This is a genomic window from Pseudomonas sp. FW305-E2, from assembly GCF_058782925.1.
Genome location: NZ_JBYSYE010000055.1, coordinates 1 through 24,429, shown reverse-complemented (window position 1 = coordinate 24,429; position 24,429 = coordinate 1). Strand labels below are relative to the sequence as shown.

Annotated in this window: 26 protein-coding genes, 1 pseudogene and 1 riboswitch; of the genes and pseudogenes, 9 read left to right on the top strand and 18 right to left on the bottom strand. The window is 62.2% G+C overall.

What is annotated here, in order from left to right:
- Positions 1–211 (bottom strand): hypothetical protein (locus tag AC3WLP_RS25315; RefSeq protein WP_103340300.1); only part of this gene is annotated, 211 nt, incomplete at its 3' end.
- 3 nt (positions 212–214) lie between these two features.
- Here AC3WLP_RS25315 and AC3WLP_RS25310 point away from each other — a divergent pair.
- The gene (locus AC3WLP_RS25310) at positions 215–1,708 is read left to right on the top strand and encodes a sensor histidine kinase (RefSeq protein ID WP_012052187.1); all 1,494 of its coding nucleotides are present in this window, start codon (positions 215–217) and stop codon (positions 1,706–1,708) included.
- Complete coding sequence (locus AC3WLP_RS25305) at positions 1,677–3,104, top strand: sigma-54-dependent transcriptional regulator (protein ID WP_017148317.1); 1,428 nt, start codon at positions 1,677–1,679, stop codon at positions 3,102–3,104. Before AC3WLP_RS25310 ends, AC3WLP_RS25305 begins: the two co-directional genes overlap by 32 nt.
- Positions 3,105–3,118: 14 nt before the next feature.
- On the opposite strand, the gene AC3WLP_RS25300 is transcribed toward AC3WLP_RS25305, so the two are convergent.
- The 3 genes from AC3WLP_RS25300 to AC3WLP_RS25290 all read right to left on the bottom strand — a co-directional run bounded on the left by AC3WLP_RS25300 (position 3,119) and on the right by AC3WLP_RS25290 (position 5,511).
- Positions 3,119–3,421: a hypothetical protein gene (locus tag AC3WLP_RS25300; RefSeq protein ID WP_012052189.1), complete on the bottom strand. Its 303-nt coding sequence runs from the start codon at positions 3,419–3,421 to the stop codon at positions 3,119–3,121.
- Between the two features lie 86 nt (positions 3,422–3,507).
- Entirely contained in the window at positions 3,508–4,860 is a 1,353-nt protein-coding gene (locus AC3WLP_RS25295; protein ID WP_003253832.1) for a GntP family permease, read from the bottom strand.
- Positions 4,861–4,971: 111 nt separating this feature from the next.
- Positions 4,972–5,511: a gluconokinase gene (locus AC3WLP_RS25290; RefSeq protein WP_003253831.1), complete on the bottom strand. Its 540-nt coding sequence runs from the start codon at positions 5,509–5,511 to the stop codon at positions 4,972–4,974.
- A 206-nt stretch (positions 5,512–5,717) separates the two neighbouring features.
- On the opposite strand from AC3WLP_RS25290, the gene gnuR reads away from it, so the two are divergent.
- The 3 genes and pseudogenes from gnuR to AC3WLP_RS25275 all read left to right on the top strand — a co-directional run bounded on the left by gnuR (position 5,718) and on the right by AC3WLP_RS25275 (position 8,273).
- Positions 5,718–6,737, top strand: a complete 1,020-nt coding sequence (gene gnuR, locus AC3WLP_RS25285) for a transcriptional regulator GnuR (protein WP_012052191.1) — start codon at positions 5,718–5,720, stop codon at positions 6,735–6,737.
- A 213-nt stretch (positions 6,738–6,950) separates the two neighbouring features.
- Positions 6,951–7,736 (top strand): annotated as a pseudogene (locus AC3WLP_RS25280) (PAS domain-containing protein); the annotation flags it as partial.
- A gap of 42 nt (positions 7,737–7,778) precedes the next feature.
- Positions 7,779–8,273, top strand: coding sequence for a methyl-accepting chemotaxis protein (locus AC3WLP_RS25275; protein WP_371919718.1), 495 nt, complete (start codon positions 7,779–7,781; stop codon positions 8,271–8,273).
- Here AC3WLP_RS25275 and AC3WLP_RS25270 read toward each other — a convergent pair.
- The 8 genes from AC3WLP_RS25270 to AC3WLP_RS25235 form a co-directional block, all read right to left on the bottom strand.
- A complete protein-coding gene (locus AC3WLP_RS25270; RefSeq protein WP_088512681.1) occupies positions 8,239–11,520 on the bottom strand; it encodes a transporter substrate-binding domain-containing protein in 3,282 nt (1,093 codons plus the stop codon). The genes AC3WLP_RS25275 and AC3WLP_RS25270 overlap by 35 nt on opposite strands.
- 13 nt (positions 11,521–11,533) lie before the next feature.
- Complete coding sequence (locus tag AC3WLP_RS25265) at positions 11,534–12,148, bottom strand: response regulator transcription factor (protein WP_003253824.1); 615 nt, start codon at positions 12,146–12,148, stop codon at positions 11,534–11,536.
- A gap of 221 nt (positions 12,149–12,369) precedes the next feature.
- Complete coding sequence (locus AC3WLP_RS25260; RefSeq protein WP_012052194.1) at positions 12,370–12,612, bottom strand: DUF1272 domain-containing protein; 243 nt, start codon at positions 12,610–12,612, stop codon at positions 12,370–12,372.
- A gap of 66 nt (positions 12,613–12,678) precedes the next feature.
- Positions 12,679–13,431, bottom strand: a complete 753-nt coding sequence (gene cobM, locus AC3WLP_RS25255; RefSeq protein ID WP_088512680.1) for a precorrin-4 C(11)-methyltransferase — start codon at positions 13,429–13,431, stop codon at positions 12,679–12,681.
- Between the two features lie 34 nt (positions 13,432–13,465).
- Positions 13,466–13,852 (bottom strand): cobalamin biosynthesis protein, encoded by a 387-nt coding sequence (locus tag AC3WLP_RS25250; RefSeq protein ID WP_003253817.1) that lies wholly within the window; start codon positions 13,850–13,852, stop codon positions 13,466–13,468.
- Positions 13,852–14,538 carry a CbtA family protein gene (locus AC3WLP_RS25245; protein WP_012052196.1) on the bottom strand — a complete coding sequence of 229 codons (687 nt, stop codon included), beginning with the start codon at positions 14,536–14,538 and terminating at the stop codon, positions 13,852–13,854. Before AC3WLP_RS25245 ends, AC3WLP_RS25250 begins: the two co-directional genes overlap by 1 nt.
- Positions 14,539–14,547: 9 nt before the next feature.
- Positions 14,548–14,736 (bottom strand): CbtB domain-containing protein, encoded by a 189-nt coding sequence (locus AC3WLP_RS25240; RefSeq protein ID WP_003253813.1) that lies wholly within the window; start codon positions 14,734–14,736, stop codon positions 14,548–14,550.
- A gap of 93 nt (positions 14,737–14,829) precedes the next feature.
- Positions 14,830–15,052, bottom strand: a riboswitch (cobalamin riboswitch).
- Positions 15,053–15,171: 119 nt separating this feature from the next.
- Positions 15,172–15,651: a GNAT family N-acetyltransferase gene (locus AC3WLP_RS25235; protein ID WP_012052197.1), complete on the bottom strand. Its 480-nt coding sequence runs from the start codon at positions 15,649–15,651 to the stop codon at positions 15,172–15,174.
- Between the two features lie 123 nt (positions 15,652–15,774).
- On the opposite strand from AC3WLP_RS25235, the gene AC3WLP_RS25230 reads away from it, so the two are divergent.
- The 4 genes from AC3WLP_RS25230 (at position 15,775) to AC3WLP_RS25215 (ending at position 18,840) form a co-directional block, all read left to right on the top strand.
- On the top strand, positions 15,775–16,404 hold the full coding sequence (locus AC3WLP_RS25230) for a LysE family translocator (protein WP_178085927.1): 630 nt from the start codon (positions 15,775–15,777) through the stop codon (positions 16,402–16,404).
- Between the two features lie 21 nt (positions 16,405–16,425).
- Positions 16,426–17,298 carry an alpha/beta fold hydrolase gene (locus AC3WLP_RS25225; protein ID WP_012052199.1) on the top strand — a complete coding sequence of 291 codons (873 nt, stop codon included), beginning with the start codon at positions 16,426–16,428 and terminating at the stop codon, positions 17,296–17,298.
- Between the two features lie 96 nt (positions 17,299–17,394).
- Positions 17,395–18,282 (top strand): pirin family protein, encoded by an 888-nt coding sequence (locus tag AC3WLP_RS25220; RefSeq protein ID WP_088512679.1) that lies wholly within the window; start codon positions 17,395–17,397, stop codon positions 18,280–18,282.
- 297 nt (positions 18,283–18,579) lie between these two features.
- The gene (locus tag AC3WLP_RS25215; protein WP_012052201.1) at positions 18,580–18,840 is read left to right on the top strand and encodes a DUF1652 domain-containing protein; all 261 of its coding nucleotides are present in this window, start codon (positions 18,580–18,582) and stop codon (positions 18,838–18,840) included.
- Positions 18,841–18,860: 20 nt separating this feature from the next.
- On the opposite strand, the gene AC3WLP_RS25210 is transcribed toward AC3WLP_RS25215, so the two are convergent.
- The 6 genes from AC3WLP_RS25210 to AC3WLP_RS25185 all read right to left on the bottom strand — a co-directional run.
- A complete protein-coding gene (locus AC3WLP_RS25210) occupies positions 18,861–19,475 on the bottom strand; it encodes a Yip1 family protein (protein ID WP_012052202.1) in 615 nt (204 codons plus the stop codon).
- Between the two features lie 86 nt (positions 19,476–19,561).
- The gene (locus tag AC3WLP_RS25205; protein WP_003253801.1) at positions 19,562–19,849 is read right to left on the bottom strand and encodes a hypothetical protein; all 288 of its coding nucleotides are present in this window, start codon (positions 19,847–19,849) and stop codon (positions 19,562–19,564) included.
- 169 nt (positions 19,850–20,018) lie between these two features.
- A complete protein-coding gene (gene alkB / locus AC3WLP_RS25200) occupies positions 20,019–20,666 on the bottom strand; it encodes a DNA oxidative demethylase AlkB (protein WP_041168593.1) in 648 nt (215 codons plus the stop codon).
- A gap of 158 nt (positions 20,667–20,824) precedes the next feature.
- The gene (locus AC3WLP_RS25195) at positions 20,825–22,270 is read right to left on the bottom strand and encodes a curlin (protein WP_088512678.1); all 1,446 of its coding nucleotides are present in this window, start codon (positions 22,268–22,270) and stop codon (positions 20,825–20,827) included.
- Between the two features lie 16 nt (positions 22,271–22,286).
- Entirely contained in the window at positions 22,287–22,760 is a 474-nt protein-coding gene (locus tag AC3WLP_RS25190) for a curlin (protein WP_012052205.1), read from the bottom strand.
- 15 nt (positions 22,761–22,775) lie between these two features.
- A partial coding sequence (locus AC3WLP_RS25185) for a cadherin-like domain-containing protein (protein WP_103340296.1) occupies positions 22,776–24,429 on the bottom strand: 1,654 nt, incomplete at its 5' end.

Genomic DNA, 24,429 nt, shown 5'->3' with positions numbered 1-24,429 from the left:
TCCTATAATTATTCTTGATAAGTTTTTGCAACCTACTGAAAAATAAAGTTTTTAATTTGGTATGGTCTTGCTGGCCAAGTTTTTGCAGCGAAGTTTGTGAAGCGCGACACGCGACAAATGGCAGCTGCGACTGCCCAGGTGGATTGCTACCCAGTGGCTGCTGCCATTGGCCTTGATGCAGTTCTGAACGTACGCCCTGCGCGGGAACCACGCGATGCAGATGCTGGAAGACGAAGCGCCCGACAAGGCCAATGCGACCGCCAGCGGACGGGCCGTACCCTTGCGTGAATTCAACCTGCTGCGCTGGTTTTCGGTGATCAGCCTGTTGATCATTACCGCGGTGGCAGGTGGGCTGGGTTACGTTTCGACGCGCTTCGTGGTGCGCGACAGCGTGCAGCGCGATGCCATGCTCACCGCGCAGTTCATTCAGGCAATGGCCCAGGCTGAAGTGCGTCATTCGCAATTGCCGCCTGGCACCACCATGGGCGAATTGCTGGACCCGCGGCTGGACCTGCAGCACTTGCAGTTCACCCCGGCCTTGGCCGAATCGACCCGCGTCGAGTTCCTCGATCATGTCGAGCACCTGCCGGACACTTTGCTGGCCAACGTCTATGCCCGCGACCGCACCATTGTCTGGTCCACCAACGTAGAGCTGATTGGCAAGCAGATAGAAGTTGATGGCGATCTTGAGCGCGCCTTCCGCTCGCGCAAGGCGGTGTCGGCCAGTTATCACAAGGCCGCCGAGGATCGCGAAGAGCAGAAGTTCCAGCGCGCACCGCGTTACCTGTTCATCGAGAACTACATCCCGCTGTTCGACAGCCAGGGTGAGCAGGTATTGGCCATGGTGGAAATCTACAAGGAGCCGCAGGACCTCATTCGGCGCATCCAGCGTGGCTATGTGCTGATCTGGGCCTCGACACTGGTGGGTGGGGCGTTGATTTACTTCGGCCTGTTCTGGATCGTGCGCCGTGCGGCGCGCATGCTGCATCTGCAGCAGGAGCGGCTGGTGGCAAGCGAAACCTACGTGGCGCTGGGAGAAATGTCGTCGGCCGTGGCTCACAGCATGCGTAACCCGCTGGCCAACATTCGCTCCAGCGCCGAACTTGCCCAGGAAACAGCCAACCCTGCTGCGCAGAAGAACATCACTGACATCATCAGCCAGGTCGACCGCATGTCGCGCTGGGTGCGCGACCTGCTGGTGTCGCTACGCCCGGCCAGTGACGAACCCGAGGCCGTGGACTTGGTGGCGGCCATCGAGGACACCCACCTGGCCTTCGCCCAGCAGATCGAACGCAACGGCGTGCGCTTTCATTTCGAAGGGCCTGATGTGCAGTGGGTGGTCAGCCAGCCGCTACAGCTTACGCAAATTCTCAACAGCCTGTTTTCCAACGCCCTGGAGGCCATGCCCGCGGGCGGGATGCTCAATGCCCAGGTCAATGTGCAAGAAGGCCAGCGTGCCGAGTTCGTGCTGACAGACACGGGCAAAGGCATGAGCCAACAGCAGGAACGGATGGTGTTCAAACCGTTCTTCACGACCAAACAGGGTGGCCTCGGTGTAGGCCTGGCCCTGGTCAAACGCATCATGGAACGTTTTGGCGGCTCGGTCAGCCTGAGCAGCCGCGAAGAGGAAGGAACCCGCGTCAGCCTTACATTCAATATTGCAGCGGGAGGGGAACATGGAGCACAGCATCCTGGTCGTCGAGGATGATGAAATCCTTGCCGACAACATTCGCACCTACCTCAGCCTCAAGGGCTACGAAGTCATCGTGTGCCACAGCGCGGAGCTGGCGCTGGAGCAGATCAAGCGGGCGCAACCTGACGCGGTGCTGACCGACAACTCGTTGCCAGGCATGAGCGGGCACGACCTGCTGCGGACGCTGGTGGCCCGCGCGCCGGACCTTAAAGTGATCATGATGACCGGCTACGGCAATGTCGAAGATGCCGTGCAGGCGATGAAGGAGGGCGCCTTTCATTACCTGACCAAGCCGGTAGTACTGGCCGAGCTCAAACTGACCCTGGACAAGGCCCTGGCTACCGAGCGTATGGAGCGCACACTGTCATTCTACCAGGAGCGTGAGGCGCAGAAGTCCGGGTTGCAGGCATTGATCGGCGAGTCGCCGGTGATGCTCACCCTCAAGCACACCCTGCGCCAGGTGCTCGATGCCGAGCGGCGCATGGCCAGTGACGACCTGCCACCGGTGCTGATCGAAGGCGAGACCGGTACGGGCAAGGAACTGGTGGCCCGTGCCCTGCATTTTGATGGTTCGCGCAGTAAAGGGCCGTTCATCGAGTTCAATTGCGCTTCGATCCCTGCCAACCTGCTTGAGGCTGAACTGTTTGGCCACGAGAAGGGCGCGTTCACCGATGCCAAGGAGCGCCGGGTGGGGCTGGTGGAGGCTGCCGATGGCGGCACCCTGTTCCTTGACGAGATCGGCGAAATGGACCTGGTGCTGCAGGCCAAGCTGCTCAAGTTGCTGGAGGACCGCAGCATCCGCCGGATTGGTGCGGTGAAGGAACGCAAGGTGGATCTGCGGGTGATCAGCGCCACCAACTGTAACCTGGAGCAAATGGTGCAGCAGGGCAAATTCAGGCGTGACCTGTTCTTCCGGCTTCGCATTATCGCCCTGAAGGTGCCGCGCCTGTATTCACGCGGGCAGGACATTCTGCTACTGGCGCGGCATTTCCTTGCCCACCATAGCCGGCGTTACGGCAAGCCGAACCTGCGCTTTTCCGCCGAGGCCGAAAGCCTGATGCTCGGTTATAGCTGGCCTGGCAATGTGCGTGAATTGCGCAACATGCTGGAGCAGACCGTGTTGCTGGCGCCGAACGAGGTGGTCCAGGCGCATCAGTTGAACCTGTGCATGACCTTGGTTGACGAGCCGTTGGCGCAACAGCCGATGGCGGCCATGTTCGAAATGCCGCGGCACGAGCCAGAGCCGGGTACAAGCCTGCCTGACATGGAGCGTGACCTTGTCTGCAAGACCCTGGACCGCACCGACTGGAACGTGACCAAGTCGGCGCGGATGCTTGGGTTGTCGCGGGATATGCTGCGTTACCGGATCGAGAAGTTGGGGCTGACCCGGCCTGACAAGCGTCAGTGGTAGTACAGGCCGTGTCGTCAGGGGTTACCTGTGCCCGAGCTGCCTTCTCCTTGCCGGCCGGTACCTTCCGATCCACTGCCATCCATTCCCGGCAGATCGCGGTTGTCATTCTGCTGCGCCGGCGGGCTTTGCGGTTCGTTGCCCTGTATGCGCGGGTCGGTGTCCCGCGGCAAAGGCTTCTCGATCGGGTTGAGGGTGCTGTCCACGCCTGGCTGTGGCGCCGTATTGTGCGGGTCGTCGGGGTAGGTCGGACCGGTGCCGACAGCAAAGGCCAGCGGCGAGGCGAGCAGGGCAATCGACAGGATGATTGAGCGGGGCATGGCAGGCTCCTTTGCTATACGGGTAAGGCTCATACTTCTCTTCGGCCTTACCCGGAACGTCAAGGTGCCATTACCCCGATCAACGGTCACACCACCAGCGACAGCAACATGATGAAAATGATGCCGACGATGGACAGGATCGTCTCCATCATGCTCCAGGTCTTGAAGGTTTCTGCCACGGTCATGTTGAAGTACTGCTTCACCAGCCAGAAGCCGGCGTCGTTCACATGCGACAGGATCAGCGAGCCGGCACCGGTGGCCAGTACCAATAGCTCACGGTTCACCCCCGGCACCAGGTCGATCACCGGCGCCACGATACCCGCGCCGGTGATGGTGGCGACCGTGGCGGAGCCGGTCGCGATGCGAATCACCGCCGCCACCAGCCATGCCAGCATGATCGGCGAAATTTCTGCCTGCACAGCCATCTGCCCGATCACGTTGCCTACGCCGGTGTCCACCAGCATTTGCTTGAAGCCACCGCCAGCGCCGACGATCAGCACGATGGCGGCAGTCGGTGCCAGGCTCTGGTCGAGCATCTTCATGATCTGCTGGCGGTTGAAGCCGCGGGCCGAGCCGAAGGTGTAGAAGGCCAGTAGCAGGGCGGCGAGCAGGGCGGTGATCGGGTGACCGATCAGGTCCATCCACTGGCGCACGATGTGCTCGGCCGGCAGCACCACGTCGGCGAACGTTTTCAGCAGCATCAACGCGACCGGCAGCAGTACGGTGATCAGGGTGATGCTGAAGCTTGGCAGGTTGCCCTGATCGGACTCCTTGGCGATCTGGTCCATCAACTCCTGGGACGGGTTGCCCGGGATGTAGCGGGAAATGAAGTTACCGAACAGAGGGCCGGCGATGATCGCGGTGGGCAGTGCGACGATCAGGCCGTAGAAGATGGTCTTGCCAATGTCAGCGTGGAAAATGCCGATCGCCAGCAAGGGGCCCGGGTGTGGTGGCACCAGACCGTGCACCACCGACAGGCCGGCCAGCAGCGGAATGCCGATTTTCACCAACGAGACGCCCGAGCGCCGGGCGACGATGAACACCAGGGGAATCAGCAGCACAAAGCCGATTTCGAAGAACAGCGGGATGCCCACCAGGAAGGCGGCGAACATCATCGCCCAATGCACGTTCTTCTTGCCGAAGGCGCGAATGAGGGTTTGCGCGATCTGGTCGGCACCACCGGAGTCGGCCATCAGCTTGCCGAGCATGGTGCCCAGGGCGAGCACGATACCGACGAAGCCGAGTACGCCGCCAAAACCGTCCTGGAACGATTTCATGACCTTGGCCACCGGCATGCCGGAAGTCAGGCCCAGGAAGCCGGCCGCGAGGGTGAGGGCGACGAAGGGGTGAACCTTGAAGTGTGTGATCAGCAGGATCAGCCCGACGATGGTAACCAGCGCGTCGAGCAGCAGGAAGGTATCAGTAGCCAGTCCGAACATGGTTTGAAGGCCTCGGTCTTATCGTTGTTTTGGGCGTAGCTTTTTGGAGTCTTTGCCGCGTTTACGGGGTGGGGTAGCGCTGTCTTTGGTGAGACGGAAAAGCCGCCGAGGTCAGGCGGTTTGCGCCAGGCCCGGCTCACCGCAGCGCTTTAGCCAGTGGTCCACCGCTTCGGCCAGTGCTTCGATCGGTTGGGTGGCGTCCAGTGCCAGCGTCAATGGCTCGCCGCGTGGCGATTCTAGGGCCGCGAACTGGCTGTCGATGAGGCTGGCCGGCATGAAGTGCCCTGGGCGAGCCAGCACGCGTTTTTCGGCCTCGGCAGGCGACAGTTCGAGGAACACGAACACCAGCCCGGGCATGGCATCGCGCAGGGTGTCGCGGTAGCGGCGCTTGAGTGCCGAGCAGGTCAGGATCGGGCGTTCACCGGCCTGGGTGGTGGCTTGCAACTCTTCACCAAGGCGGACCAGCCAGCCGGCACGATCGCTGTCGTCCAGCGGTATGCCAGCGCTCATCTTGCGGATGTTTTCGGCAGGGTGGAAAGCGTCGCCTTCGATCAGGCGGCCGCCGCTTCTGGCAGCGATGGCAGCGCCGATGCAGCTTTTGCCGCAACCGGCCACGCCCATCACCACAATGGCGGACAGGGGAGAATTCATCAGTACCTCCTGCGGGTGAGGTAGCGCTGTCTCGCCTTGGACGAACAGCCGTCTCCCCGGTGTTATTGGTCTTGTCCTTACGCAGTATGGACGCCTGGTGGCAAGCGCGTAGTGGCTGCTACCAAAGATTACATTGCCTGCATCCTGAGACAGCGCTACCTTAGTGGCCGTTCCCTCTCCTTGCAAGTAGTAAAATTACAACATTCATGTCCCGCACCGGCTCCCGAACTACAGGTCGTCCCACCCTGGCTGAAGTTGCCAGGCTTTCCGGGGTCTCCCCGATTACCGCTTCGCGCGCCTTGCGCGGGGTCAGCACGGTTGCGCCTGACCTGGTGGAAAAGGTCATCGCCGCAGCGGCGAACCTTGGCTATGTGGCCAACCCGGCGGCGCGGGCGCTGGCCTCAGCACGCAGCCAGTCAGTGGTGGTGTTGATCCCGTCGTTGTCCAACCAACTGTTCATCGACACCCTGGAGGCCATTCACGAGGTCATGCGCCCTCGTGGGCTAGAGGTGCTGATCGGCAACTATCACTACGACCTTGCCGAAGAAGAGAACCTGATCCGCAATTACCTGGCCTATCAGCCCTGCGGTATTTTGCTGACCGGCTTCGAGCGTAGCGATGCTGCGCGGCAGATGCTGGCTGCCAGCGGCGTGCCGTGTGTGCACATGATGGAACTCAATGGTGAGCCAGGGGCTTTGTCAGTCGGCTTCTCGCAGCATCAGGCCGGGCGTGCTGCTGCACGGCACCTGATCGAGCGCGGGCGCAAGCGCCTTGCATTCATTGCCGCGCAGCTGGACCCGAGGGTGATGCAGCGTGCCGAGGGTTTCCGTCAGGCTTTGGCAGAGGCTGGTTTGCAGGCTGCGGAGCTGGAGGTATTGGCCCCGGAGCCATCGTCGATTGCCCTGGGCAGTGTGCTGTTCAGCCAGCTGATGCAGCAGGCGCCGGATGTCGACGGTATCTTCTTCTGTAACGACGACCTGGCTCAGGGCGCGGTGCTGCAGGCCTTGCGTCAAGGGGTGGAGGTGCCACGCCAGGTGGCGATGGTCGGTTTCAACGATTTGCCTGCGTCGGCGCATATGGTGCCGCGGCTGACCTCCATTCGCACACCACGGGCTGCGGTGGGGCGGGGCGCGGCACAGGCGCTGCTGGCGTTGCTGGATGGCAAGCGGGTGACGAATGCGCAGCAGGATCTGGGCTTTGAGCTGATGGTGCGCGAGAGCTCCTGAGAGCGTCCGCCAAGGCGTTCGCGCGCGAATCCCACAGGAATGATTGGCCCGAAACGAAGGTGCAGCGGGTTTACCTGCGAAGCAGGTGATGCGGGGCATGGCACCGGCTGTGCCGGTGTTCGCGGGTGAACCCGCTCCTACAGGCGCTGTCGATGCCACGACTTGCCAGCGGCGATCTATGCTCAGAAAACCGCGCATAGGGAGCCCCGCGTCATGTTCGATTTCCACCGCAAGTCTGATTTGGCAGAAATCCAGCGCAGCCGCCAGGCGTTGGCCAATGCGCAAGCCAAACTGGCCGCTATCGGCCGTTCCATGGCAATGATCGAGTTCGCCCCTGATGGCACTATCCTCGACGCCAACGAGCGCTTCTGCCAGGCCATGGGCTACAACAGCGCCGACGAACTGCGAGGCAAGCACCACAGGCTGTTCTGTGAGCCGGACTATGCAAAAAGCGCCGAATACCAGCAACTGTGGCGCGAGTTGGGGCAGGGCAAGGCAATCAGCGGTACGTTCGAGCGCATCGACAAGGCGGGGCGCGAGGTCTGGCTGGAAGCCAGCTACATGCCCGTGCTGGACGAGCACCGGCAAGTCACCAGCGTAATTAAGGTGGCATCGGACATTACCCAGCGGGTGGTGCTGGAGCACGAGAGCGAAAGCCTGCTCAAGGCCATCAGCCGCTCCATGGCGGTGATCGAATTCACCCCGCAAGGCCGGGTGATCAAGGCCAATCAGAATTTTCTCGACACCATGGGCTACCGCCTTGATGAAGTGGTTGGCCGCCATCACGGGCTGTTCTGCCTGGCGCATGAACGCGAATCGGCCCAGTACCGGGAGTTCTGGGCTTCGCTGAACCGTGGCGAATACCACTCGCACCGCTTCGAACGCGTCAACAAGCAAGGCCAGACTGTTTTCCTGGAGGCCTCCTACAACCCGATCTTCGACAGCAAGGGCCGCCTGTGCAAAGTGGTCAAGTTTGCCAGCGACATCACCCATCAGGTCTGCACCCAGCAAAGCGCCGCCCATGCCGCCCATGCCAGTTCGGTGCAGACCGATGCCTGCGCTCGCAAGGGTACCGAAGTGGTGCAGCAGACCGTGCAGGTAATCGAGCAGATTTCCCAGGAGCTTAACGACGCAGCGCGCAGCATCGATGCGGTAAACAAGCAATCGGATGTGATCGGGCAGATTGTGCTGACCATTCGGGGCATTGCCGACCAGACCAACCTGTTGGCCCTTAATGCAGCCATCGAGGCCGCGCGTGCCGGCGAGCACGGGCGAGGCTTTGCCGTGGTGGCCGATGAGGTGCGCAACCTGGCCGCGCGAACCAGCAAGGCCACCCTGGAAATCGTCGATGTGGTGCGGCAGAACCACGACCTGTCGCTATTGGCAGTGGCCAGCATGCAATCGAGCCTCAACCGCACCGGTCACGGCGTGGCGCTGGCCAATGAGGCGGGGACGGTGATCATGGAAATCCAGCAAGGCTCACGGCACGTCGTGGATGCCATCAGCCAGATAACCTCGACGCTGCAATTGCATTGAGCGCCTCGCGCATCTCGTCAAGCAGTGCCTGTAGGCTGAGTTGCAGTTGCGCACGCTGTTCGACGGTCGACAGCCCTTTTGCGTGGGCGCGTTCGATAGCCTCACAGTCTTTGACCACAGTGCGCACCCTGATCATTTTGGCGCCACCCTTGATGCGGTGGGCGAGGGCGCGCACGGTTTCATCAGGGGCGTCTGTTGCCAAGGCACGCAGGGCGGCCAGGTCTTCACCGACGCTTATCGACAATTGCTCCAGCAAATGCCGCGTCAACTGTTCGTCGTCCTGGGTCAGGTGGCGCAATTCGGCCAGGTCGAACCCACTATGGAAAGGCTCCGGCGACGGCTGTTGAGGGCGCAACTGGGGCAGATGGGTCTTGAGCGTACGCAGACCAATCGGCTTGAACAGGCATTCGTCCATGCCGCTGGCCAGGCAGCGAGTACGCTCTTCGGCCTGGGCGTTGGCGGTCACACCAAGAATACGGCCTGCTGGCAGGCCGCGTTCGCCCTCCAGGCTACGAATGCGCCGGGTGAGTTCATGCCCGTCCATGACCGGCATGCTGCAATCGGTGATCACCAGGTCGAAGCGCGCTTCCTGCCAGCGTGCAAGGGCGATCTCGCCATTCTCCGCCAGTGTCACATGGTGGCCCAGGGTTTGCAGTTGCCGTTCCAGCAATAGCAGGTTGGCTGGGTAGTCGTCGACCACCAGAATATTGAGCGGGCCGCTGTTGCTTTCATGTGTCGTGAGTTGAGGGTCCGCTTGTGCCGGTGCTTCGCAGACGGGTAACCGCAGGCTGACTTGTACCCGGGTACCAACGCCCTCGACGCTCTGAAGACTCAGGGCGCCGCCCATCAGCTCGGCCAGGGTACGGCTGATGACCAACCCCAGGCCTGCCCCTTGACGTGCCCTTGGGCCATCGACCTGAACGAAGGCACTGAACAGCCTGGCCTGGTCGGCGGGGCTGATGCCGATGCCGGTGTCACGCACATTCAGCTCGATGGCCAGAACGCCGTGGCCGGCAACTTTGGGCAGCAGCAGGCATGCCTGCACTTCACCACGGTCGGTGAACTTGATGGCGTTGCTGATCAGGTTGGACAGAATTTGCTTGAGTCGCAGTGGGTCAGCCAGCACCCATACCGGCTCTGCAGGCAGCTCGCCCTGCAGATGCAACCCTTTGGCCCGGGCATTGCCTTCGAACACACGCAGCGTGGCGCGCACCAGTTCGACCAGATTGGTAGGCACCGGTTGCAGGCTGATATGGCCGGATTCGATGCGGGAAATGTCGAGAATATCGCCAATCAGCTCTAGCAGGCCAATGGCCGAATCATGGGCGGTCTGCAAGGTCTGGGCGTCGCTGCGGCCGCTGCGGCTATCTTCCAGGGCCAGTTCCAGCAGACCGATCACCGCATTCATCGGCGTACGAATCTCATGGCTCATGGTGGCCAGGAAGGTGCTTTTGGTCTGGCTGGCCTGTTCGGCATCGTCTTTGGCCTGGCGTAACTGTTCCAGCAGCCCACGGCTCAGCGCGAGCTGTGCCTGCAGTGCGTGCTGTGCCTCGGTTCGCTGGTTGATCAGCTTGCGCAGGTAGCTGTTCCAGAACACCACCCCGGCCAGCAGCAGGGCCGACAGCACCAGCACCTGCAAAGCCAGGGTGCGGTAGTCGCGCCATGGGCTGTCGCTCACCAGTGTGCTGGTGCGCCAGCGGTTGATCAACTGGTCCAGTTCTTCAGGTGGAATGCTTAGCAGCGCCTTGTCGAGAATGGCCTGCAGCTGTGGCTGGTCGGCGGCTACGGCAAAGGCGGCAATGGCCGGGGCGTCGTCGAGCACGCTGGCAATGCGCAAACGGTCCTTGAACACATGGCTGATGTAATAGGCCGCATTGATATGGCTGCTCAGGGCCACGTCGGCAACACCGTTGGCCACGGCCTCCATCTGGCCCAGGGGGTTGTCAACTTCGACGATCTCGGCCTGCGGGTATCGCTGTTGCAAAACGGCCTGCTGCGGTGAGCCGCGCACCAAGGCGATGCGCTTGCCATCCAGGGCCTTGGCCTGTGCAGGTGATTCACCGTCGTTGCGGGTGATAAGCACGCGCGGGCTGACCAGGTAGGGGCGGGTGTAGCGCAGTTGCTTCAAGCGGTCGGCACCATAGCCCAGCGCCCCGATCATCTGTGCCTCGCCGTGCACCAGGCGGTCGATCATGGCCTGCGATGAAGCACTCTCGACGGGTGTGAACTGCAGCCCAGTGCGCAGCGAGATCTGCTTGAGCAGGTCCAGGGTGATACCGCTAGGGCGGTGCTGAGCATCGTTGAACGTCAAAGGTGCCAGCGAGGTATTGACCAGTACGCTGATAGTGGGGTGGGCGGTGATCCAGGCTTCTTCTTCTTCGCTCAAGGCAGTGAGGTGGCGCTGCAGCAGCAGGCTGGTGTTACCACTGCTCCAGCGGCGCAGAATGTTCAGGCGTTCACTTTCGCTTATGCGTGACAGCGCCTTGTCCACCAGCCGATGCAGGCGCGGGTTGTCGCTGGCTATGGCGAAGGCAAAAGCCTCTGGAGCCAGTTGGGAGAAATGGTCGATTTTCAACGTGCCCTGAAAACTTTTGCCGATCATGTAGTCGGTGCTGATCGCATCGCCCAGATAGGCGTCTGCCTCGCCCAGCACCACAGCAGCGAGCCCGGCCAGGGTTGAGCGGTACAGGCTCAGTTGCGCCTTTGGGTACAGGGTGCGAACGCTGACGGCCGGCAGGTAGTGATCGACCATCGCCAGGCGCAGGCCGGCGAGGTCGGGCGTGCTTTTCAAGCTGTGCCCCTCACGGGTGACGATCACTGGCAGGTCGTCGGCATAGGGGGTGCTCAGGCTAAGCTGGGCGTCTGCCGCTTCGAAGGCGTTGGAGCTACCTAGCAAGTCGATATGGCCATCACGCAGGGCAGTGATGGCCTCGTGACGGCTGTCAAAACGGCGTACTTCAATGGGTATGTCAAGCTGTTCGCCGATGATGCCGGCGTAGTCTGCGCTTAACCCCTCATAGTCATGCTGACTGACATTGATTTCGAACGGGGGGTAGTCGGGGCGCGCGCTACCCAGTATCAGGCGTTGGCGATTTTTCAGCCAGTGGCGATCATCGCCGGATAACGTCAGTGGGGCAGCGGCACTGATTGAGCGCGCCAGCAGATGGCGTGGTTCGCTGCTGGCCTGCAGCACCGTGGAGTTGGCCAGACTGATAGCCAGAAGGACGCTCGCCAGCAACAGTTTCATGGTAGCCGAGCGCTCAATAGACGCTGTTGCGCTTGGCCAGGTCGACCATTTCCACGAGAGACTCAGTCTTGAGCTTTTCCATGATACGGCCCCGGTAGGTGCTGATGGTCTTGGCGCTGAGGTTCATGCACGTGCCGATGTTCTTGTTGTTCTCGCCGCGCGCAAGGCGCCGCAGCACTTCCATTTCTCGGTTGGAGAGACTGGCCAGGCGCACTGGCTCGCTCTCCAGCGAGTTGCTGTTGACCGACATTTGCGGAAAGGTCGAATAACCTTTGGTCAGGGCCTTGAGGGCGAACAGCAGGGCCTCGTGGTCCTCTTCCTTGGTGACGAAGGCACCTATCCCGGCATCCAGGCAGCGGCGTACATACAGGTCAGTGGCCTGGCCGGTCAGCACCATGATCTTCGGTACCGGCTCCAGGCTCTGCAATCGCTTGATGACTTCCATGCCGTCCAGGCCAGGCAGGCCGATGTCGAGAATGACTACGTCAGGGCGCAGTTCACGGGCTACCTGAGCCACTTCACTGCCGTTGCCGACCTCGCCGATGACATGGAAGCGCTCGCGTTCGAGCAGTAGGCGCAGGGACAGCCGGACAATAGGGTGGTCGTCGACGATCAGCACGGTTGTCATGAGGAAAACTCCTGTAGGGATGTGGTCCGCTTCCTGGAACACTCAGGAATACGTCTGCAAGTGGGGTTATCGGAAGCGCTGCACGATACGACCATTCCCGAAGTTTGGTAATGCCGAGTATAGAAGTGTTGAAAACCCCAGTGCTTTTTGTTGAAAAGTCCTACAAGAAACAGGAAAGACATCACCCTGAGAAAGCGGTGATGCCGCTTCTTTGCAGTTGTTCAGGCGCAGGCAGCGTGCGGTTTGTGTAGACGCAGTGTGGAGGCAGGGTTGTTGGCCAATGCCTGGCCGACTCGCGTCGGGCGGGCTACCAACTGCCCGGTACAATTTGGGCAGCGGCCTTGGAAGCGGGTTTCGGCACAGGCACGGCAGAACGTGCATTCGAAGGAGCAGATCATAACGTCGGGGCTGTCACCCGGCAGATCGGCATCACAGCACTCGCAGTTGGGGCGTAATTCCAGCATGGGCATGGCTCCTGTTCGCAGGCGGGAACCCGGAGTCTGCTACGCCCGAGGCAAGGCTGGCAATGTTCAGTCGCCAGGGCGGTACAGGTGGGCATGCCCGGCACGGTACAAGGCCGATTCGGCGAACGGTGTATCCCCCAGTACGTGGCCTACCAGGATCAGCGCCGTGCGCCGGAAATCCTTGGCCGCTACGCGTTCGACGATATCACCGAGGTTGCCGCGCACCCAATCCTGGTCTGGCCAGGTGGCCCGATGCACCACCGCAACCGGGCAGTACGCGCCGTAGTGCGGCATCAACTCAGCGACAATGCGCGACAGGTGCTTGACCCCCAGATGAATTGCCAGGGTGCTGCCATGGCGCGCCAGGTCGCCTAACTGCTCACCCGGCGGCATGGGCGAGCTGTCGCCATAGCGGGTGAGGATCACGGTCTGCGCCACTTGAGGCAAGGTCAGCTCGCAGCCGAGCAGGGCGGCACTCGCTGCCGTGGCGGTAACGCCGGGGATGATCTGGTAATCGATGCCCAGCGCCTGCAGGTGGCGAATCTGTTCACCGATGGCGCCGTACAGGCTGGGGTCGCCGCTGTGCACCCGGGCCACATCCTGACCTTTTTCGTGTGCGCTGCGCATGGCAGCGATGATCTGTTCCAGATGCAGTTCGGCGCTGTTGATCACGGTTTCGGCCTGGTGGCCTTCGAGCACGGCGGCGGGTACCAGTGAACCGGCATAAATGATCACCGGGCACTGACGAATCAGCCGTTGGCCCTTGACCGTGATCAGCTCCGGGTCGCCGGGGCCGGCACCGATAAAGTAGATGGTCATGCAAAGTCCTGGCAAAAAAGAGGGTACGAAACGCTCAGCAGGCCAGGGCGAGCGTCGCCGGGCCCAGTACCTGGCGCGTCAGCAGCAGCCTGGCCGTACCCTGCCGCTGGCTGGCCAGGGCCAGTGCCGCGCTCTCGGCTACGCCCCAACAGCCACTGTGCTGGTGGGCAGCGGCGGAACGGTGGCTGAGCAGTGGTTCATAGGGTTGCAGTTGCGCGCCATGGTACAGCACCAAGGGCAAACCGAGGCGTTCTGCCAATTGCTGCAAGCCGGGCTCGTCGGCCTTCAGGCTGATGCTTGCGATGCCGCGCAGGTCGGCCAGCGCCAGCCCCTGATTGTCCAGGGCCTGGCGCAGCAAGCGTTGCAAGGCATCTGCCGGGCAACCCCGGCGGCAGCCAAAACCGGCATAGAAGGCAGGCATCAAGCCTGGCTGGAACGGCGGAACAGCCAGGCGCTGAGCAGGCCCAAGGCCAGCCAGAAGGCGGCGTTGGTCAGCCAGGAGGCGACTTTGAACTGGGTTTCCAATGCTTCAGGGGCCAGGCTTTCGTGCACCTCGGGTTGCGGTGCACCGATTACATGGGGAATGACCAGCAGCACGGCGCCCAGTGCCTTCAGCAGCCAGTGGCGGGCGAACACCAGCAAGGCCAGGCCCAGCGCTGTGGCACTGGCTGTACCAACCCACCAGGTTTGGCGTTGCCCCAGGTCGGCGGCCGCAGTCCCCGGCAGTTCTGGTGGCAAGCCCAAGGTGGGAGCCAGGCAGAACACGGCGAAGCCAGCCAACCCCCACAATGCGCCACTGGCAGCGCGTTTGGGCTCGCGAAGGCTGTACAGGGCGGCGAGGATCAGGGCGAAGCCGACTGCGACCACCAGGTTGCCGCCTGTGGTGGACAGCACGCGCTGCCAGCCGTCTTCCGGCGACCAGGCTTCGGCGCTGTGTTCATGAGCGGCCACTTCGCTACCGTGTTCGTGGTGTGCGGCCGGGGCCGAGGACTCGTAGGTTTCCGCCTCCAGAATCAGCGGGGCAACCCAGAAGCTTTGCAGCAAGGTCAGCAACAGGGCTGCAAGAAGCCCGCTGAAACCCGCAGTACGGGCAATGCGCGTGATCATCAGGCGTACTCAGTGGCAGGGGAAGGCGGCGCTGTGGCGGGTGTCGTGGGCGGCGTTGTGCACAGCCTCAATGTGCGAGAACCCGGCAAAGTACACCAGGCACAAACCCAGCAAGCTGGCACCGACGGCGATGATTACACGCTGGCTGAGGGTAACGGGGGTAGCAAGGCTGTGTTGTTTGGCGCTGGTGACGGGCATGACGCGATCCTCTGCTTTTTGTGGGCAATGGGCGAGCGCGGCAGCCCCGGACGTGGTCGCCCAAGGGAATGCAACAGCGCCCGCCCACCGCGGGGTGTTCATGAACGCCAGGCCGGTCTCCGGGCTTGCGAGGAAGAGCTGGGCTCCTGGAACGCGTCACCTTCCCATGCCGTACTACGAGGCACAGTGGTACAGACGCTTCACTCGCTTACCGTTGCGGGGGCAGCACCGGCATTGTCCAGCCCTGCTGAAGGGCCTGGGACGCACCGGTTTCCCGTTTCACCCCCTGAGGGGCACCTGAACGCGAGGCATAAGGAGAGCATGGGGCGGGCTTGGCGTCAATGTCATACAGCGCGCGAGCCTTCCGAACAGCAGGTATGACAGGCTCAGGCCTGCCGTGTTCTTCCAGCAGGCAGAAGTGCAAAAACCGGGCGATCACCCGCGGGCGAATGCCGCCAGCTTGTCGCCATCCAGGCGGTAGCGTACCCACTCATCCTGCGCCTGGGCCCCCAGCTTCTGGTAGAAGCCGATCGCTGGCTCGTTCCAGTCCAGCACGCTCCATTCCAGGCGCCCGCAGTTGTTCGCCAGCGCTTCGCGGGCAATGTGCTGCAACAACTGCCGGCCGGCGCCATCGCCGCGTTGCTCGGGGGTTACGTACAGGTCTTCCAGATAGATGCCATTGCGCCCGAGCCAGGTCGAGTAGCTGTAGAAGTACACGGCAAAGCCAATTGCACGGCCATCACGCTCGCACATCAGGGTGTGCACAGTGCTGCCTTCGTCGAACAGGCTGTGCTCGATGTCGGCAAGGGTGGCGACCACCTCGTGGCGCGCGCGTTCGTACTCGGCCAGTTCGGTGATGAAGGTGAGGATCTGCTCGGCATCGGTACGAACGGCAGGGCGAATGGTGAGGCTCATGGTGACGGCTTCCTTGATCCGGATTGTCGGTACAGTGATGTGTATCTGCGTAATTTAATAAAACTGTACCGGTTGCTGGGAGTGGCGCTCCGTTAGTGTGACAGCACCCATAAAGAAAGTGGAATGCCCGCCATGCTTGCCTCTGCCGACCTGCTGACCGCCTTTGTGCTGTTTGCCTTCGTGTCTTCCATCACCCCGGGCCCCAACAACACCATGTTGCTGGCCTCGGGGGTGAACTTCGGCGTGCGCCGCTCGGTCCCTCACGCCTTGGGTATCAGTTTTGGTTTCATGCTGATGGTGCTGGCCGTCGGCCTGGGGCTGGGTGAGGTATTCAAGGCCTGGCCACCCCTGTACACGGTGCTGCGCTACGCCGGCGCCGCCTATCTGCTGTACCTGGCCTGGAAGATCGCCACTTCCGGGCCGGTCGGCACGGCCGCGTCCAGTGCCCGCAAACCGCTGGGCTTCTGGGGGGCGGCGGCGTTCCAGTGGGTCAACCCCAAGGCTTGGGTGATGGCGGTAGGGGCGATTACCACCTACACGCCAGCGCAAGGCTATGTAACCAACGTGATCGTCATTGCGGCCTTGTTCGCGTTGGTCAATTTGCCCAGCGTGGGGGTATGGGTGATGTTCGGTAGCGCCCTGCGCAACCTGTTGCAAAATTCGCGCTGGCTGATGCTGTTCAATGTCGTGATGGCCCTGTTGCTGGTGATTTCACTGTACCCGCTGCTGTTTGTAGAATCAGCGTTTTCCTGACCCCGAGAGTACAGTAAGCCGATGCAGTTGATTCCCTGGTCCCACGAATGCGCCGAAGGTTTCACCCTGCGTGGCTGGCGAACCCCGGCCAGTGGCAAACCGCTGCTGCACTTCCTGCATGGCAACGGCTTCTGTTGCCTGGCCTACCAACCGTTGCTGATGCGCCTGGGCGAGCATTTCGACCTGTGGCTTTGCGACGTTCAGGGCCATGGGGACAGTGACCATGGTGGGGTGTTTCGCGGCTGGAACCGCACCGCTGCCTTGGCGGTGGAGGCCTTTCAGGGCGGACGTGGCGAGTATGGCGACGTACAGCGGTTTGCCGTAGGGCACAGCTTTGGTGGCGTGCTTACGGGGCTGATCCTGGGCAGTGAGCCGCAACTGTTCGCACGTGCCGTGCTGCTCGACCCGGTACTGTTCAGCCGACGCATGATCGGCGTGATGGGGGCGGCCGCCCTGGTTGGCCTGCATCAGCGCCACGCCCTGGCCCGCAAGGCTGCCAGCCGCCGCAGCCACTGGCCCGATCGCGAGTCGGCGTTGGCCTCGCTGCAAGGGCGCGGCATCTTCAAAGGCTGGACCCATGCGGCGCTGCAGGCCTATGTCGAGCATGCCATCGGTGAGTGTGGCGAGGCCGTGGTGCTCAAGTGCCGGCCCAGCCGTGAGGTGGAGATCTTCAGCTCGTTCCCTAAACGCATGTGGGCCAGCCTGACTGCAATCAGGACGCCGACACGGGTGTTGTATGGCGAAGACACCTATCCCTTTGTGCCACGTTCGGTAAACCGCCTGGCGCTGCTAAACCGCAATGTGACCGCACGGCAAGTTCCTGGTGGGCACTGTTTCATGCAGGAAGACCCGGCCATGGCGGCGGAGCAGGTGCTCGATTTCTTGCAGGGTTGATTGTTCCGCACGTGGGACGATGCATGCCATTTTAGCCAGCTACCGCGTGATTGGCATCATTGATAAGGTTATCTCAGCCAAGAGAGGAGCCTTCTCATGAAAAAGATTCTGGGTATTCACCGCAGCCCTCACGCCCATTGGGTGGGGGATGGTTTCCCGGTGCGCAGCCTGTTCACCTACGACAACCTGGCCAGCCGGATCAGCCCGTTCCTGCTGCTGGATTACGCCGGCCCGCACGATTTCGCCCCGACCCAAGCACGACGCGGCGTAGGCCAGCATCCGCATCGCGGCTTCGAGACCGTGACCATCGTCTACCAAGGTGAACTGGAGCACCGTGATTCAACCGGTGCTGGCGGCTTGATCGGCCCAGGTGACGTGCAGTGGATGACGGCTGCCAACGGGATCATTCATGAAGAGTTTCATTCCCCGGAATTTGCACGCAGTGGCGGCACCCTGGAAATGGTCCAGCTGTGGGTGAACTTGCCGGCGCGGAACAAGCGTGCAGCGGCTGGCTACCAGACGCTGCTGGCCGGCGACATTCCGGTGGTAGCGCTTGACGGTGATGCCGGGCGCTTGCGCGTGATTGCCGGTGACTACCATGGCCACCACGGGCCGGCCAGAACCTTCACCACGATGGACGTGTGGGATTTGCGGCTCAACGCCGGCGCGGCCTTGCAGTTGCCGGTTGCTGCCGGTCGCAATGCGGCGCTGGTGGTGTTGCGTGGTAACGTTCGAATCAATAGCGAGCGCGAAGCAGGCCCGTCGAGCCTGGTGCTGCTCGACCGGGAGGGTGTAGACGTAGCTGTCGAGGCGCTGGACAACGCAAGTGTGCTGCTGCTCAGCGGTGAGCCAATCGATGAGCCGATCGTCGGCTACGGCCCGTTCGTGATGAACAGCCAGGCGGAGATTGCCGAGTCGTTCGATGATTTCCATGCTGGGCGGTTTGGGCAGATGCAGGATGGGAGGGGAGGTGCCGCGCACTGATCCTGCTGATCGTGTGGCCTGTCCCGGCCCTGTCGCTGGCAGGCCATCTTCCCACGGCCACCCGGCTGCACATTGGTCATCGCGTTGCTGACCAGAACCACTCGTCGTCAAGTCTGCTAATGCAGTCGAACACTCGGCCCACGCGGAGAATCTTCCACTAAGGTGCTAAAGGATCCCCCGCAAGCTCATTGCCCGGGCGCATGGACAGCTGGCCGAGCATGCGCAATATCAATTGGCGCCCCGCCCGACAAAGGCGTACTCCCAAACAACAGGCCATCCCACAGAGAGGGTCGTACCATGTCGTTGATAGGCGTTTCGATACTAGAAATGCGGCAACTGATCGAGCAGGCCTGCTTGCCAGACCGCTGTGAAGTCAGCTGCCCGGACGGCGCCCACCTGACCATCCGCCTGGGTCAGGGCCAGGATCTCGATCAGGGCGTGACCCTCAGCGGGGTCGCGCTGCAAAACCTCAACAGTTGCCGTGACCTGGTCAACCTGGTGGACCAGCTGCATGCGCTGCGTGACAACCACCCGGCGCCACTCAAGGCGATCGCCTGAACGCGCCTGTCGTGCCCCGGTCAGTCCAGGCTGGCCGGGCGTACGTATTCCGGCATCAGGCCGTTGAACCAGAACAGGATCATTGCCACCAGGATGGTCACCAGCAGCAGCAATCCTACCCCCCAAACGCACGTTGCAAACAATAACGCCTGCTCTTTCTTCAGCCGCATGAAGGTCTGCAACCCGCCATATAGCAACACGCTGGCATACACAGAGGCAGCCATCAGCGCGGCAAAGGCGAGCCAACGAATTGGCATCAGACCAACCACTCCGGCAAAGAACCAAGGCGTAGCGCAATAGGCGGCAAAACCGATGCATTGGTTCAGGCTGGGCTGTGTATTGAACCCTCGTGACATCCAGCGGATCATCACGCCCATCAGCATCACACCTATCACAGTGGTGGTATACAGCAGGCCTGCCAATTGCGCGGCGCTGCCGATGCTAAGGCGTACCCGCTCCTCGGCCGCCAAGCTCCAGCCGAAGGTCGTAGTGCCGACGAAGAGGCACACGGCGGGTATCAGCGCCAGGGCTAGCAGGCGTGGCAGGTATTGCTGTGGGTTGTCTTCCTCGGCCCGGCGGATGTCCAGCCAGGCGTCGGCGGGGTGGGTGAAGAGCTTGAATAACGGACTGTTCATAGCGTTCTCCGGTAGGCAAAAGCCCTTTTGCTATGGAGACACGCGGCTCTTAGCCAGTTCAGCCTGGATGGCCGCCGTTGATCGGCTTATTGCAGTTCCAACAGCAGGTTCAGGCCACCGTCGCCGCACTTTCCCTTCTCGCGAACCACGCCGTGGTAACTCCGCCCATCCCAGACGAAGGCCACACTGTGAGCTCGGTCGATCTTGTCAGGCAGTGGGGGGCAAACGTGCAGGCGCAGCCCTGGGCGACCCTGCAGGTTGAGGGCGGCGAGTTGGCATTGGCATTCCACCCGTTGCGCCACCGGGCCGAACAGGGTGTCGCGTACGTAATCGAGCTGCAGCGAAGCATTGGGTGCGCGGCCAGGCATCTTCATCGGTACATGGCTCCGTTGCAACGGCTCGAAGAACCAGGCGTGTTGGGCATGGCAGGCTCCAGACAAAAGAAAGGCGGCTTATCATTCGAAGCTTGCCTGGCCAAGATGTTCAATGTGTTTCATGTGCGTTCATCTTGTTTTGCGCGGGGTGGCAGATGACGGCCCCTGTTCAGGCACCCGCCTTGCGCAAGGTCAGGTTGATCCGCCGTTCGCCCAGGCGCGGATGCACACCAGGTTTGATCGGTAGCACGCCGTGGAAGCGCAAGCGGTCTTCGCCGCCCCAGACGAGCACATCGCCGTGGCTCAGCGCAATGCGCTGAGCCTTGTCGGCACGCTGCAGGCCGCCGAACAGGAACACCGCCGGTAAGCCCAGCGACACCGACACGATCGGCTGGCCGAAATCCTGCTCGTCGCGGTCCTGGTGCAGACTCAGGCGTGTGCCTGGCAGGTAATGGTTGACCAGGCAGGCATCCGGCACGAACCCGTCAAACCCGGCCATGGCTGCCGCGCGGGAGGCCAAGGCGAGCAGAACCGGGGGCAGGGCGGGCCAGGGCTGGCCACTGAGTGGGTCGCTGGGGCTGTACCGGTAGCCATGGTGATCACTCACCCACCCCAGCGTACCGCAGTTGGTCAGGCCCACTGCCATGCGCAGGCCTCCTGGGGTGTACATGTGCCGGAACGGCGCAGCACGCAGCACCGGACGCAGGGCATCGAGCAGCGCCTCGGTTTCGGCCAGGGCGAAGCCGGGCAGCAGCACAGTGTGGCTGGCCAGGCGTTGCGGCTGGGGGCCGAACAGGTCGAGGTCGGACTGGATCATGCGGCTGCACATCTTCGAGCGGTTTGCCATTGTACCCGACAGATACACGTCAAGGGATTGCACACGCCGGCCGGATCGAACGATTGCAGAGGGCGGGATAACAGAAAAAGGAACCGCGGCACCAGGGAGAGAAGCACCGCGGTTCAAGGGGGAGCGGTTTACTGCTGGGTCACAGTGGCCAGGTTCGCGCTGCCCAGCTGGGTGATGGTGGCGGATTGGGCGACACCACTTTGGTCGACGAACGCCTTGTTGCTTTGGCCTCCCTGGGTCACGTAGGCGACGTTGATGCTGTCGGTCTGTTTGATGGTGGCTTCGTTTCCGCTTCCGTAGAGTTGGTTGGTGTAGCTCTGGTTGCTATAGCCGGACTGGTCGAGCGTGATGGTGTTGCCGGTGCCCTGGCTGCTGCCGTAGGCATAGTTGTCGGTACCACGCTGGTCGGCGATCAGAATGTTGTCAGTGCCGTTCTGTTCGAAGTACAGCTCGTTGCTGACGTCATCCTGCTTGGTCGACATCTGGTTGCCTGTACCCGTCTGGCTCAGCGTGGCCTGCTGGTCAGCGCCCTTCTGGGTCAGATTGACGCCGTTGCCATTGCCCGTCTGGTTGATGGTAGCGTTCTGGTTGGTGCCGAACTGGCCACCCATCTTGGCGCCTTTCCAGTTACTGGCGGTGATGCTGTTGCCATTGCCTTGGGTGTTGATGGTCAGGTTGAGGTTCTCACCATTCTGATAGGTGAAATGCAGGTTGTTGTTGCCGGTTTGGGTAATGGTGGTGGTCGAGTTGTTGGTCTCGAACTGGTCCGACCAACTGGCGTTGGCATTGCCTTGCTGCGACAGGCTGACCTTGTTGCTGACGCCGAAGCTCTGGTCGATATAGCCTTCGTTCGACTGGCCGGTCTGGACCACGGAGGCCTGGCTACCGATCTGTGTGTCCTGCCACACTTCCACGGAGTTGCCGCCCCCGTACTGGCCAATGGCAATGGTGCCACCCGTGCCTTCACGCTGGTCGCCATAGGCCCAGTTGTCGTGGCCATCCTGATAGACCTGGATATCGCCATCGATATGGTTCAGGTGCTCGGCGGTGGCGTAGTTGTCCTGGCCGGTCTGGTTGACGGTGCTGCGGTTGTTGCTGCCACCGAAGGTCTGCTCGATGAACGCCTCGTTGCGCTGGCCGGATTGCCAGCTGGTGGCTTTGCTGCCTTCCTGGCTGTCCTGCCACACGGTGGATTTATTGCCGACGCCTTGTTGGGTTTGCAGCGATTCGTTGTTCGACCCTATCGACTGGCTGGCGAAGGCATCGTTGTAGCTGCCTCCGGCGTGCTGGGTAATCTGGCTGCCGTTCTCGAACAGTTGCTCAGCGTAGCCGGCGTTGTACTGGCCGGTGGCGCTCTGCTGAATATCGCTGGTGCTTTCGGTCTGCACGGCGAGGTGGTTGTGGCCCTTGCCAGTCTGGTTCTGGGTGGCCGAGGCGAAGGATGCCTGGGTCTGAGAGACTTCGGCGATGTTTTCCTTGCCGTCCTGGGTCTGGGACGAGGTGCTGTCAGCTGCCATGGCCTGACCTGCGAGGGCCAGGACGATAGCGGCACTTAACGGAGCGAGCTTGTACATGGTGGTGCCTCCAGGTCTATCGGTATTGGGTGATCTGAACATGCTGGCCATTGCCAGCCTGGGTCACGGAGCTGTTGAGCCCCGAGCCGGACTGCACGATGCTGGCGCTGTTGTCGTTGCCGATCTGCTCGATGGCAGCGTTGTTGCTGCTGCCACTCTGGCGAATCGACGCGCTGTTGCCATTTCCCTGTTGGCGGATGATGGCCATCAGGTCACTGCCTTCCTGCAAGATGTACGCTTCCTGGGCACCGCCGGACTGGACGATACGGCCGAGCAGGGCCTGACCGTTCTGGTCGAGGGCGGCGCGGTTGCCTGACCCTTGCTGCTCGATCACCGCAACCTGGCCGGTACCGGCCGGCAGCAGGCGGATGATCACGGGTTCACCGAGGTCGTTGCCGGGTGCGAGGTCGGCATTGTCCATCAGGTCCTCTGCCCAGCAGGCCTGGCCCGTCAGGGCCAGGCAGAGCAACAGGGAGTACAGCCGTTTCATCGAAGCCTCCGGCTTTTACTGCACGACTACGTTGACGGTGCGCGTGGTGCCTTGGCTGGTGGTGATCGTCGCCGTCGGTGCCGCAGTCGGGATGATCGTGGTGCTATTGCTCACCGCCAGGCGCCAGCGGCCGGTCAGCGCTACCGTGGCCGTACCCAAGGTCTGGACGCCGGTAGTCGTGGTTACCCGCACGGTTACGGTATTGCCGGTGGTCACCGACGAGGTGCCACTGATGTCCCAGTTGTAACGGTTGTTGGAGCGCGCCGTGACCGTGGCTGCCGTGACGGCGAAGGTTTCAGCGGCAGGCCGAGGCGACACGTTGACGGTGACCGTACCTGGGGTGGACAGCCCCCCCAGCGAGTCACGTGCCTGGTAGGTGAAGGTGGTGGTGAAGGCTGTGGTTACAGTGGCCGGTGGGGTATAGGTGACGGTTGTGCCGTCGGTGCTGACCGTGCCACGGCCGGTGGCCGGCTGGGTGATGTTGGTCACGCTCAGCGGTACGTTGCCTTCTGGGTCGGTGTCGTTGGCCAGTACGTTGATGGTCAATGGCACGCCCAAGGTGGCGACGGTTTCCGGGTTGGCAGTCGGTGCCTGGTTAGGTGCGACGTTGATCGTGACCGTGGCCGGTTCCGATTTCAGCCCCTTGGCATCCACCGCCCGGTAGCTGAAGTTGGCTACCAGCGGTTGTGTGGCCCCGGTCGGCGGCGTGTAGGTAACCGAGGTGGTGCCATTCATCACGACGCCGCCAAGGCCGGTCCCGGGTTGGGTCAGGTCGCTGATGGTCAGCGGCACGTTGCCATCCGGGTCGCTGTCGTTCAGCAGCAGGTTAAGTGTGATCGGTACACCGACACTGGTGCTGCCGACATCGGCCTGGGCGAGCGGTGGCTGGTTGGCGGCCTCGACCGGGGCGTTGCCGACCACGATCACTGGCTCTACATCACTACCGCCGCGGGCAGACTTGACCGTAACGGTGGCGGGCGGTTGCGCCAGGTCGTTGACCGTGATGCTTTGCAGTGTGCCCGATTTCGACAGGCGGCCGTAGCCCTGGGCGAGCAGGTCGGGGACCGCTACTTCGTCGCTGGAACTGGCCTCGATCAACAGACGTTTGTTGGCCCAGTCGTAGCGTGCGGTGCTGACTTTGACCACGTCGCTGAGCTTGCTCGAGAGCGCAGTCGGCTGGGTGCCGCCGACTGCGTTGCTGGCGGTGACAACCACCACCTCTGGCGGCACCGACTGGTTGAACTGCTGGCTGAAGAACAAACCGTTGTTGTCCGAAGTCAGGGTGAACTGACAAGGCGAAGGCGGGGTGCCGATCAGTGCCAGGCCATTGCGCATACACAGGCTGGCCTCACTCGGGGCCTTGGCGAACACTTCCACGCGGGTACCGCTGCCGTTGCGCGAGTAGGTGGCGCGCTCCAGCGTGACTGGGGTTTGTGCTCGCGGGTCCAGCACCTTGCCAGACACTGTGAACGTGTTGGTCTGAATGGCGCCCGCGGGCCCTTCGATGCGCACGAAGTTGGTATTGAAGGGGCTACCGGTTACCGCTTCGGTGATATTGGGGTCGCCGATGTAGGTTTCGGTGGTGCCAGTGTCAGGATTGACCTCTGTATACGGCCCGCCAACCCCCTTCAGCCAAGGGCCGATCGCCCCCCCCAGCGCCCCCTGGAAG